The organism is Algoriphagus sp., assembly GCF_039969895.1.
Classification (GTDB): domain Bacteria; phylum Bacteroidota; class Bacteroidia; order Cytophagales; family Cyclobacteriaceae; genus Algoriphagus.
Genome location: NZ_JBDVMZ010000021.1, coordinates 475,022 through 487,069 on the forward strand (window position 1 = coordinate 475,022; position 12,048 = coordinate 487,069).

Below are 12,048 nucleotides of genomic sequence, written 5' to 3' on the forward strand. Positions count from 1 at the left end.
CAAAAACTACCTAAAGAAGAGCTCTAGGTTTTTGTTTATATTTGGGTTTGCAGTCTCAAAAGTACAAAAAATCTACGCCCTGAGTGGAATTTTTGATCAATGGAATCAGACGTTTTTGAACAATAATAAATCAACTAGCTAGTATGTACGATCAATTCAAACCCAAATTACAAGAGGAATTAAAAGGAATAAAAGAAGCAGGTCTCTTCAAAAAGGAGCGCGTAATTACTTCTCCGCAATCCGCCGAAATTACCATTGCCGGTGGGCAGAAGGTGTTGAATTTCTGTGCTAATAATTACTTGGGGCTTTCATCACATCCTAAAGTGATCGAAGCGGCCAAGGCTGCGATTGATTCTCATGGCTTTGGAATGTCTTCAGTGCGTTTTATTTGTGGTACACAGGATATTCATAAGGAGCTAGAAAGAAAGATTTCGGAGTTTTTAGGTACAGAAGACACCATACTTTATGCAGCAGCTTTTGATGCGAATGGAGGAGTTTTCGAGCCGATTTTAGGAGCTGAAGATGCAATCATTTCTGATGCATTAAACCATGCCTCGATTATCGATGGAGTTAGGCTTTGCAAAGCTATGCGCTTCCGATATGAGCATAATAATATGGAGGATCTGGAAACTCAGTTGAAAGACGCTGTCGCAAAAGGCGCGAAGCAAAAGATTATTGTGACCGATGGAGTGTTTTCCATGGATGGCACGATTGCGCAGCTGGATAAAATCGTGGAATTAGCAGAGAAATACGAAGCATTAGTGATGACGGATGAGTGTCATTCTACAGGTTTCATGGGGAAAACTGGCCGTGGTGTCCATGAGCATTGTGGTGTGATGGGCAAAATCGACATTATCACTGGAACACTGGGGAAAGCTCTAGGAGGTGCTTCAGGTGGATTCACTTCAGGAAGAAAAGAGATTGTGGAATTACTTCGCCAGCGATCTAGACCATATTTATTCTCCAATACCTTGGCTCCATCGATTACAGGAGCATCCATTGCGGTGTTTGATTTGCTTTCTGAGACGACAGAGTTGAGAGATAAATTGGAAGAAAATACTAAATATTTCCGTGAGAAAATGACTGCTGCAGGATTTGACATCAAGCCAGGCGAGCATGCTATTGTACCAATTATGTTATATGATGCGGTGCTATCTCAAAAAATGGCCGAGAAAGTCCTAGAAAAAGGGATTTATGTGATTGGGTTCTACTTCCCAGTTGTACCAAAAGGTCAAGCAAGAATCCGAGTTCAGATCTCAGCAGGTCATGAGCGTCATCATTTGGATCAGGCTATAGCAGCATTCACTGAGGTTGGAAAAGAACTGGGAGTGATTTAGTGAGGTAATTATCCGCAACGATGCAATCAATCTTTTTCCTTAAGTAACGCTATAACCCTTATGCTGAATGGCCAAAGCAGGCATAAAATAAGTATTTGCTTTATGATAGGAAGATTTTGGTCTTTTCTGGCGCTACAGTGATCTACGTTTTGAAGAGATTCTAACTATTAAAAATAGCTAAGCCAGGTTTCTATGCTAGATTCCTGGCTTTTCTATTAATTGATGCTAAAAGACACTTGCTAATTTCCGTTGGAATTAGAAATCTAGATTGACTTTTGATTAGTGGGTGTATGCGCTTTGGTATCAGTTAAGAGTCAAGAGCATGATAGGATTTGGTTGAATTAAGCGGTAAGGCTGCTTAGGTCAATATTCTTCAGTCCGGACGAGCATTTGACTATAGAGTTCTGACAAAATTGTGGATAATCATATCGATTAGTTAATCTACCTCACTGTGACGTGGTAGCAACTTTGTTTTCTTTCTTTGATAAAAAGAATTTTGCCAGCATCCTGAAACTCCGCTAAAACTTTTTCAAGCTTTTTTTGCTTCTCTCTATTCCAGTTTTTCTTGCCATTGAATCGGATATAGGAGATGTCAAACGATACTCCATAGGAGTGAGAGCTCTCTCCTGAAGTTGCGTTTTTGTTTCTTCTTCGCAGACTTTTCTGTTGCTCTGGAGTTCTGGTGACCGATGTCAGCATGAAATAGCTCTCGTTATCCGTGAGCGTTTGGAAAGCCAAACCCATCTCTTCCAAGACGACTTTTGAGTAGGGAGTGATATAGGGGTGGCTGTGCGTAAGCTTCATTACCTCATATCCGGTTCCTTGACTGATTTGGATCAGCTTTTCTTGTTCTATTAGGCTTTCAAAATGACCTTTGTCCTCTATTGCTCCAAAACCATTGCTTTCTCCAGCAAATAGGTGTTTGTCATATTCTTTGGTGATAATTCCTTCAGGAATGGGTGGTATGACCCTCGGAGCAGGTAGTGCTACCTCTATAGGCTCTGGTTCTTCAGAATTCTTACTAGGTTTTAGGGTCTTGGTTAAGCTGGAATAAGTATCTTTTAATTGCTTTTTCAATTCGGGAATGTAGGCTTGGGTGGCCCAAGCTCCTGCTGAAAAAAGTATGAAAAGAGAAGCAATTTGAAAGAAGGGTATTTTTTTCATGAGTATAAAGGCTCTTCACTTGGTTTTAGGGACCAGGATTGGAGGTGGCGTGGAAGCAAAGATTACTCCATACCTGATCCTAAATGAAAATAAATCCGATTTAGTTTGAAGCTAGGGTGAAACAACTTAGTTTACAACGATAACTTGCCGTTTTTATAGTATAAATCCCAGAAGAAATTTTTTGGAGGGCTATCAGACTTTTAAACGGTAGTTGACAGTGAAATGAAGCAGTATGACAGCAATGCCGTAAGAATCAATAAAGGTTTACCGACTAATTACTTTCCAAAAAATTAATTTCGTGAAGTAAAAAAAATGCAAGGGAAAAACTTGCTTTTTTATGATGCTGATTTGCTGGTCATAGCGAGTTTCCTTCTCTTTTTCAACTCATATTCTTCGATGTCTTCGAAGCGGGAATCTACATCCAGATTATTCAGGTAATCATTGATCGTCTCTCTGATCTCTTGAAACGACATGTTGTGAAGAATCTTTCCGTTTTTGGACATGGATAATTGCCCAGTTTCCTCAGAAACGATTAAAACAATCGCATCAGTCGTCTCAGACATCCCAATAGCAGCACGGTGGCGAAGTCCAAATTGCGCAGGCACTTCGCGCTCTGTTACGGGTAAAATACAACGAGCGGCTTTAATTTTACCGTTGTGAATGATCACAGCGCCATCATGAAGTGGGCTATATTTGTTGAAAATAGAGATGAGCAATCTTTTGGATAGTTCTGCGTCCAACATATCTCCACTTTCGGCGTAGAACTTCAGCTCAGTACTTTTTGAAATCACCATCAATGCTCCCGTATTACTTCCTGCGAGGGTTTTAGATGCATCTATGATGGGGCTGATGTTGAATAGAGAATTGTCTTTTTTCCTCCAAAAGAACAGCATGTCTTTCCACACATTGTCATCGGAGAGGAGGGAAGATCTACCGATTAGGAGCAGGAATTTCCTGATTTCCGGGGCAAAGATGATAATCGCAGCGATCACACCTACACCCATGAATTGTCCCAAAATGGCTGTAAGTAGCTCCATGCGAAGCGCTCTAACCAATAAGTAAATCAGATAGATGGAAAGGAAGCCAAGGAAAATCTTGATAGCAACACTTCCTTTCAGCAGTTTATAGACTTGATATAATAGGGCAGCTACCAACGCTATATCGATGATATTGACGATGGATATGTCTAAAAATCCTATTTTGAAAAGTAAGGTCAAGGGTATAAAGTGTTGAATAATTTTAAAGTTTCGTTAGCCTCTTTAACGTCATGAATTCGTAGGATGTTTGCACCATGACACAAGGCAAACATATTTAATGCGGTTGTACCATTCAAGGCCTGATCTGGCTCTACTTCCAAGGCTTTGTAAATCATCGATTTTCTCGAAACACCTACTAATATTGGTGAGGAAAGCTCTTTAAACTGATGAAGGTTTCTCAGCAAGAAGTAATTTTGATCAAGGGTTTTAGCAAATCCAAATCCAGGGTCGATAATTACATCTTTGATGCCAAACTTTCTGAATTGTTCCAGTTTTTCAGCAAAATAATACAATATTTCCTCTAAAATATCTGAATAATTCGTTTTTTCCTGCATGTTTTGAGGATTTCCCCGCATGTGCATTGCGATGTATGGAACTTGTAGCTTGGCTACAGTAGGAATCATGTCCTTATCCAGATCACCTGCCGAAATATCATTAATCAGCTGTGCACCAGCTCCCACTGCTAGCTCTGCAACTTTTGCGCGAAAAGTATCCACCGAGATTATCGTATCAGGATAATTAGTAGCCACCCACTCAACAGCAGGGATAACTCTGTCTATTTCCTCCTGCAAACTAATCTCTAAAGCGCCTGGTCTAGAGCTATACCCTCCCAAATCTAGTAGCGTGGCACCATTGGAAATATGCTGGTGTACCAATGTTGCCAATATTTCCAGTGACTTCTCTGTTCTGCTTCCTTCGAAAAATGAATCTGGAGTCAAATTCACTATCCCCATTAGCTGAGGTTTGTTCAGGTTGAATAGCCTTCCGTCGAATTGGAGGGTGTTTTTATTGGGAAATGATTTATCTTCGATTTTAGAAGAATTGCCCGGAAGAGGAAACATTAAATTAACAGACTTTGGAGACGCAAACGAGTAACGAATATAAGGAAGTTATTAGCCGTTGTAAAGAACTATTTCGTAAGAAGACTATAGATTATGGTACTGCATGGAGGATTTTTCGCTTACCGTCGATCACTGATCAGATTTTTATCAAAGCGCAACGCATTCGATCAATTCAGGAAAAGGGCAGTCAAAAAGTTAATGATCCTATTGAAGATGATTTTGTTGGAATCATTAACTATTGTTTAATAGCCTTACTTCAGATAAGTTATACTCAAGATGAACGGATGGAAATTCCATTTGATGAATTAGAGCAAGCCTACGACCATTGGGTGATTGAAACACGTGGTCTTTTAGAGAATAAAAACCACGATTATGGTGAAGCCTGGCGTGACATGCGAGTAAGTTCGATGACAGATATTATTTTGATGAAATTACTTCGCACTAAGCAGATAGAGGATAATCAAGGTCAAACGTTGGTGTCAGAAGGGATTGAGGCCAACTATCAAGATATGATCAACTATGCAGTATTTTGTTTAATTAAATTAAAATATCATGTTTAAGCAGGGGTTTTTATGGGTGATTCGATTTATTGTCGGAGGCCTTTTTATTTTTTCAGGGCTTATTAAAATCAACGATCCTGTAGGCACGGCTATCAAACTAGAGGAATATTTTGATGTGTTTGCCAATGATATCGCAGGATTCTTTATTTACTTAAAACCATATGCCTTGGAACTCGGAGTATTGCTGGTGGTGACGGAGGTCGTTCTTGGTGTGATGTTGATTTTGGGAGTGAAAAGTCGTATTACGGTTTGGGCGCTTAGCCTGATGATTTTATTTTTCACATTTCTGACTTTTTATTCAGCTTATTTTAATAAAGTGACCGACTGTGGATGCTTTGGTGATGCAATAAAACTAACCCCATGGCAGTCTTTTTATAAGGACTTAATTCTTTTGGTGCTGATCTCTATCCTCTTTTTATTTCAATTGGACTTGCCAAAGACAACCCCTAAGTGGGCGTTAGGGCTGACTATCGTTGTCCTGATAGCATCGTTTGTGGCATCTATTTTGGCTATTAGAAACCTTCCCTTTATTGACTTCCGGGCATATAAAGTAGGTGTGAATATCCCTCAAAATATGCAGCCTTCCGCTCAATTGCAGTATTCTTATGTGATGAAAAAAGACGGCGAGCTACTGACTTTTGACCAATACCCATCGGATGAAAGTTTGGAGTTTGTAGAAATGAAGCTGTTGAATCCTGAGGTTTTGCCGAAAATTTCTGACTTTGCAGTTTGGAATGACGATGGAGATTATTCTGCGGAGGTTTTCACCGGCAACAAAGTACTAATTCTAGTGAGCAGTATGGCCAAACTAGATGATTCAAATCTTGATCGAATTGATCAATTGGTAAAATCCCTTAGTGGATCTCCAGTGGAATTGATGTTTGTGGCTGCTGCCTCAGCGGAAGAATCGAAAAATTTTACTGATTCCAGAGGTTGGAATATACTTTCACTACAAGCTGATGCAACTGTCGTGAAAACCATGATACGAGCAAATCCTGGTATTCTGGTTTTGAAGAATGGAGAGGTTTTGGCAAAGTATCATCATAATAATACTCCAGACGCAGGAGAGGTACTAGACCTCTACATGAAATAAGGAATGGCTGAAAATTTAAAAATAGTATTGGTGGGTTTGCCGGGTTCAGGAAAGAGTACATTCGGGAGGCAGTTGGCCATCGAATTAGGATTTCCATTTTACGATTTGGATCAGCTGATCGAAGAACATGTGCAGATGAAAATCCCTGAAATTTTTGCCACTAAGGGAGAAGGTGCATTTAGAGATTGGGAATCAAAGGTGTTATTTGATTTTTTAGAAAGAAAAGAATCCTATGTGCTAGCCTCTGGCGGCGGTTGTCCGTGTTTCAACGAAAATATGGACCTAATAAATAAAAAGGCAGTATCCGTGTATTTGGATGTTCCACTAGAGGAAATATCCTTGAGGTTAGGTTTGTCCAAAGCACACAACCGGCCAATGTTTTCTGGACTAGATCAGGGTGAGATTACACTGAAATTAAAAAGTTTGCTCGTGGAGCGTGATTATTATTATCGCCAATCAAAAATAAAACTCAGCGGGGAAGATTTTTCCGCTGAGTTATTAGTGTCAGAATTGATACGATTGATTAAAAGCTGAGCGCAAAAGTCAGGACGCCATTCAGCTGATTGTTCTTAATTTCCGTCAGGGGTCCTATGTTATTTCCTTGATTATCCAATACTTGATAGCTACTGTAAAGTGTGTTGAACTTAGAGTTAACTAGAGCAAAGTCAATGGAAAACCTATTTAGTTTAACGCCTAAACCTCCGCTAATTTGCTGAGTGCTCCTATCATAGTCAGAGTCTGCGATGGGATCACCATAGTAGCCATACCCACCTCTTAGTCGGAATTTACTGATTTTATACTCTGCACCAAATCTAAAATTGACCGTGCTTCCGTAAAGGTTTCTGATCTCCAAATTATCTGGTCCCTCATCAAAGTCATTCGAGTTAATCCTAGCGGCACTGTAATCTACCCAATCCACATCAGCAGAAATGAAACCATTTTTATTTAAAAACACTGTAGCTCCCCCTCCAATTTTTAGCGGTGTATTCAAATTATAGGAGCTTATAAATATATCCGTTAAATCTTCTACTCGACCAAGTGTGATCTCTTCTGGCTCATAGAAGTAATTGTCATAATTGGCTACCATGCTTGCATTATACTCATCGTTTAAGGAGTACCAAGTCGGAGACTGGAAGGTGAATCCTAAATTAAGGTAATCGATAGGCTTATAGATAAGGCCTAAGTTGAGGTTAATTCCTCCACCGTTGATAAATAAGTTTTCCTGTAGATTGGAATTAATCAGCGGTCCTTCTGCAAACTCTTCATTATAGATTTTTCTTGAATTATAGCTTAGTGTTCTAATTCCTATTGATCCTCCGATGAAAAATTTGTAATTGAAATTTGCTCCGTAAGCGATTGAAATTTGACTTGAACTCCCTTCTTGGGTAATGTTTTCATCTTGGAAAGGAGCGACAAAACCATTAATAGGTTCATATTCTCCGGTTATTGCTTGCCCATTACTATCCAATCTAGGGTTTATTTGATAGGTATTATAAGCCATACCTGTTATCCCAAGGTTAACAACTTGATTTTCTGGAAGGCCGTTAGCGTCTTGCAAGTAAAAATCAATAATAGATGTTTCTCCTGGCAAATCTGAGAAATAACCGTACTCGGTATTGAAATTTGCAATCCTTTGAATACTTATACCAAATGAACCTCCTTTAAAAGAACCTCGGTCAAATTCACCTTTGGGATTTGCCAATACGAAGCTGACGTTTGGCAAAGAGAAATTTGTGGTATTGTAATTTTTTCTTTGTCCCAAATAGGTGGTTTCTACTCCCCAATCCGTGTACCCTAGAGTTGCACTAGCTTCTGAGGATCTGAAGAAGCCCAATCCTGCAGGATTCCCTGCAACGTTAGAGACATCTCCACCTAATGACCACTGAGTACCGCCTACGCCCATTATACGGGCGGTTCCTGCGGGTTTAACTTGACTGAATCGATAAGCATCCTCATAGTAGCCACTTTGTGCAAATAGGGAGGAGCCAGATAATAAGCATAGAGATAAAACCAGAATGAATATTCTCATTGAGATTTGATTTGGGTGATATAAATGAAACGTGTGAAGTAAGATAAAATGTTACTTGGTGTAAATAATCTTTTGTGAAAAGCAGATAACCAGCCTAAAGCACCGATCAGGTATCAACAAATAAGGCAGTGAATCCACTGCCTTATTTGTTGATGTTTGTGACTTCTAATTAGGTTCCTCTTCCAGATCTTGTAGGAGTGGAGCTGGTTGATCTTGTAGCTCCTCCTGTTGATCCACCGGTACTTCTTGATGGTGAGCTGTATGTAGGAGAAGAACTTCTAGATGGCTCTATTGATCTAGTAGGAGTAACCGTTCTAGTATTTGTATTTGTAGTACCTCTATTATATGACGGTGATGTGGTTCTATTAGGTACATTACTTCTATTGTAGGAAGGACTTGTTGTTCTGCTATTAGTTGAAGGATAAGTACTTCTCACTGAACCACCTCTTCCAGCATCAACGCTTCTTGAATTGGTAGAAGTACCATAATTAGGTCTTGCTGAAGGCATAGCGCTTCGAGTAGATGCGCCTCTATCCATCGCAGCTGAACCTATATTTCTAGACGTTCCTGATCTGGAAGTAGAGTTGTAATAGTCGTTTTGAGAGGAGCTAAAATCTCTCGCAGATACTCTTGAATTATCAGAATTGGACACTACTCTTCTGGAGGTTGCGCTACTACTGTTATTCAAAACATCTCTGCGTGCATTGGCGCGTGCTGTGCTTGGCTGAAGCGCGGCGTTCGATACATTGGAGCCTCTAGAGGATGCAGCAAGAGATGAACCTCTGGTAGGTCTAGGTCCTGTAACCACTCTGCGATCTCCATATTCTCCACCTGGCAAGATGTAAATGGGATTGGAAGGGTACACTGGGTAATACCCAAAACCTGGATAACCCCAACCGTACGCTGGCCCCCAAGGATCATAGAAGCCCATCATACCAAAAGATGGTCTGTAATAAAATGGTGAAAAGAACGGATTGTAGCCAAAGCCAAACCCGATGTTCATACTAAACCTTGGACCAAAACCCATGAATGGATCATAAAATCCACCCATTCCCCAAGGGTTCATACCGTACATCATACCCATACCTCCCATTCCATACATCATCCCCATGTTAAAGGATAAAGACGGATTGAAGTTGGAGTTAGAACCAGAATTAGATGTTCTGAAATTATTGTACGCATCAATGTCTGGGTTATATGCTTCGCCACTTGCTTCATCGAAATAAACGACATCATTCTGAGAAGAAGGTTCTTCCGCTTGATATCTAGCGATATAGTCTGGGTTTACATTTCTTGAGCTAAAACTCTCCTGAGGAATAGTTTCAGTAGCAGATGAAAGGGGCTGGAATTGTTCCGGATTGTTGTTTTGTACAGCATATTCAGTAGCTACCTTTGCATCGGAAGCCATGAAATACAAATTATCATTGGTGTCAGTAGTCGCTAATTTGTTCGTGCTGCACGAAGCTAAGACTAATGAACCGAGGATAACAGATGTTGTTAATATTGCAGAATTCTTCATAGGAGAAGTTTAATTGTTACTTTCTTATACGAGAGCAAGGGTGAAGGGTTATACTTTTTGGTTTATATTTGCCCCGCATAAGTTAGCAAAAATAACCATAATCTGTATTCCAACCAATCACAATGAGTAAAGGTCTACCTAAAAGAAGTGAGGATTATTCACTTTGGTACAACGAGTTAGTTAAAAAAGCCGATTTAGCGGAGAATTCAGCTGTCAGAGGATGCATGGTCATTAAACCTTACGGCTATTCTATTTGGGAGAAGATGCAAGCAGAACTCGACCGCATGTTCAAAGAAACAGGTCATTCGAATGCATATTTTCCGCTTTTTATACCCAAGTCTTTTTTAAGTAAGGAGGCTAAGCATGTGGAAGGTTTTGCGAAGGAGTGCGCAGTGGTTACTCATTATAGACTGAAAAATGCAGAAGATGGAAGCGGAGTAATTGTAGATCCCGAAGCAAAGCTGGAAGAAGAACTTATCGTTCGACCTACATCTGAGACAGTGATTTGGAGCACTTATAAAAATTGGGTTCAATCCTATAGAGATCTCCCTCTGTTAATTAATCAGTGGGCAAATGTGGTACGGTGGGAAATGAGAACGAGATTTTTCTTGCGTACTACTGAATTTCTATGGCAGGAAGGTCACACGGCTCATGCAACTAAGGCAGAGGCCGAGGCAGAGACTCTACAGATGATGAATGTCTATGCGGACTTCGCTGAGGAGTTTATGGCCTTGCCAGTGGTGAGAGGAAGGAAAACTGAAAGCGAGCGTTTTGCGGGAGCTGATGACACCTTGTGTATTGAGGCGTTGATGCAAGATGGAAAAGCACTTCAGGCAGGTACCTCTCATTTTCTTGGACAAAATTTTGCTCAAGCTTTCGATGTGAAATTTGCTACCAAAGAAGGAGGTCTCGAATTTGTATGGGGAACTTCCTGGGGCGTAAGCACGCGCTTGATGGGCGCTTTGATTATGGCGCATTCTGACGATAATGGATTGGTGCTACCTCCAAAATTGGCGCCAATACAAGTCGTAATTATTCCAATCTACAGAAAAGATGAAGAGCTGGAAGCGATCACCGAGAAAGTTAATGGAATCATGGCTGTGCTTCGCAAAGTTGGGGTTTCTGTGAAATATGATAACCGTGACACTCACAAGCCAGGCTTTAAATTTGCTGAGCACGAGTTGAAAGGAGTCCCGTTGAGAATTGCTATAGGCCCAAGAGATTTGGAAAATGGTACTATAGAAATAGCTAGAAGAGACACGTTGACTAAGGAACAATTTGAGCTCACTTCTCAACCGATTACTGAGAAAATAACCGAACTACTAGAAGAAATTCAAACAAGCATTTACGCAAAAGCTCTGAAATTCAAAGGTGAGATGACCACTGAGGTGAATTCTTGGGATGAGTTCAAAGAGGTATTGGATGGGAAAGCAGGTTTCCTTTCTGCTCACTGGGATGGTACTGCTGAGACTGAAGAGAAAATCAAAGAACTGACCAAAGCAACCATCAGATGCATTCCATTAGATAGAAAAGAAGAATCTGGAAACTGTGTGTATTCAGGCAAACCATCCAAAGGAAGAGTGCTTTTTGCCAAGGCTTACTAAAATACCTTATTTAGATAATTTACAAGCTCCCATGAAGTGTCTAACTTTTTGGGAGCTTTTTTAATAGTTTGCTTACAGTGTTTTCAAATTATTTGGAACCTTAGCGGTACACAGAATTCCTTTACTTAACCAACTAGAAGTCCTAAGACCGGTGACCGAAGTGACTTCAATGCTTAAGTTGACCAAATTCTATTCTGCTTTTGGCTCTTTTCTGTTAACAGCTTGTATCTACTAGTCGAAAAATAAGGTAATCCGAAATCATGTCACTTCCCAAATCATCTTTTTTCTCTAAGCGAAAAGACCTCGGCTCAAACTTCAGGTCGGAGGGAACGGGTGATTCATGCTTTTCATATAGGATCTAGTTCTTCATCCAAAATGCCATTTAGATTCCGCAGAGAGTCTATGGTTTGCCGGATTTCTTTGATGGTGCGGGTAAGTAACCGCACGTTCAGGTCTTCTGCAGTTTCTAGTTGAGTAAGGGTAAATGAGTATTCCTCACCAATATCAAAAACATCATCAATTTCCTTCCACTCATTAGACATCATCATCGAAATAGCAGCGCTGAAAACTTGCGTGTCGCAGGCCGACAAAGTTCTGATAGCTTGTAATATACTTTGTCTGTGGTTTGCATCGCTCTCCGTCAT

General features: G+C 40.3%; 11 protein-coding genes. 5 read left to right on the plus strand and 6 right to left on the minus strand.

Annotated features, from left to right (window positions below; genetic code table 11):
- The first annotated feature begins 143 nt into the window (after positions 1-143).
- Positions 144-1,337: a glycine C-acetyltransferase gene (gene kbl, locus ABJH64_RS16730; protein ID WP_348276128.1), complete on the plus strand. Its 1,194-nt coding sequence runs from the start codon at positions 144-146 to the stop codon at positions 1,335-1,337.
- A gap of 441 nt (positions 1,338-1,778) precedes the next feature.
- Here kbl and ABJH64_RS16735 read toward each other — a convergent pair whose 3' ends face one another.
- The 3 genes from ABJH64_RS16735 to folP all read right to left on the minus strand — a co-directional run bounded on the left by ABJH64_RS16735 (position 1,779) and on the right by folP (position 4,599).
- Entirely contained in the window at positions 1,779-2,501 is a 723-nt protein-coding gene (locus tag ABJH64_RS16735; protein ID WP_348276129.1) for a DUF5715 family protein, read from the minus strand.
- Positions 2,502-2,836: 335 nt separating this feature from the next.
- Positions 2,837-3,718, minus strand: coding sequence for a diadenylate cyclase CdaA (cdaA, locus tag ABJH64_RS16740; protein ID WP_348276130.1), 882 nt, complete (start codon positions 3,716-3,718; stop codon positions 2,837-2,839).
- Positions 3,715-4,599, minus strand: coding sequence for a dihydropteroate synthase (folP, locus tag ABJH64_RS16745; protein WP_348276131.1), 885 nt, complete (start codon positions 4,597-4,599; stop codon positions 3,715-3,717). Before folP ends, cdaA begins: the two co-directional genes overlap by 4 nt.
- Positions 4,600-4,613: 14 nt before the next feature.
- Between folP and ABJH64_RS16750 the strand changes: the two genes are divergently transcribed.
- Genes ABJH64_RS16750 through ABJH64_RS16760 form a run of 3 tightly spaced genes read left to right on the plus strand, consistent with a single transcriptional unit; the run spans position 4,614 to position 6,786 of the window.
- Positions 4,614-5,159 carry a DUF1599 domain-containing protein gene (locus ABJH64_RS16750; RefSeq protein ID WP_348276132.1) on the plus strand — a complete coding sequence of 182 codons (546 nt, stop codon included), beginning with the start codon at positions 4,614-4,616 and terminating at the stop codon, positions 5,157-5,159.
- A complete protein-coding gene (locus tag ABJH64_RS16755; RefSeq protein ID WP_348276133.1) occupies positions 5,152-6,252 on the plus strand; it encodes a BT_3928 family protein in 1,101 nt (366 codons plus the stop codon). The genes ABJH64_RS16750 and ABJH64_RS16755 overlap by 8 nt, the downstream gene beginning before the upstream one ends.
- Before the next feature lie 3 nt (positions 6,253-6,255).
- On the plus strand, positions 6,256-6,786 hold the full coding sequence (locus ABJH64_RS16760; RefSeq protein ID WP_348276134.1) for a shikimate kinase: 531 nt from the start codon (positions 6,256-6,258) through the stop codon (positions 6,784-6,786).
- Here the strand turns inward: ABJH64_RS16760 and ABJH64_RS16765 are convergent.
- Positions 6,776-8,281, minus strand: coding sequence for an outer membrane protein transport protein (locus tag ABJH64_RS16765; RefSeq protein ID WP_348276135.1), 1,506 nt, complete (start codon positions 8,279-8,281; stop codon positions 6,776-6,778). The genes ABJH64_RS16760 and ABJH64_RS16765 overlap by 11 nt on opposite strands.
- A 169-nt stretch (positions 8,282-8,450) precedes the next feature.
- The gene (locus tag ABJH64_RS16770; RefSeq protein ID WP_348276136.1) at positions 8,451-9,800 is read right to left on the minus strand and encodes a hypothetical protein; all 1,350 of its coding nucleotides are present in this window, start codon (positions 9,798-9,800) and stop codon (positions 8,451-8,453) included.
- A gap of 122 nt (positions 9,801-9,922) precedes the next feature.
- Here ABJH64_RS16770 and proS point away from each other — a divergent pair, with 122 nt between their 5' ends.
- On the plus strand, positions 9,923-11,404 hold the full coding sequence (gene proS / locus ABJH64_RS16775) for a proline--tRNA ligase (RefSeq protein ID WP_348276137.1): 1,482 nt from the start codon (positions 9,923-9,925) through the stop codon (positions 11,402-11,404).
- 347 nt (positions 11,405-11,751) lie between these two features.
- Here the strand turns inward: proS and ABJH64_RS16780 are convergent, their stop codons facing one another.
- Positions 11,752-12,048 (minus strand): hypothetical protein, encoded by a 297-nt coding sequence (locus ABJH64_RS16780; protein WP_348275633.1) that lies wholly within the window; start codon positions 12,046-12,048, stop codon positions 11,752-11,754.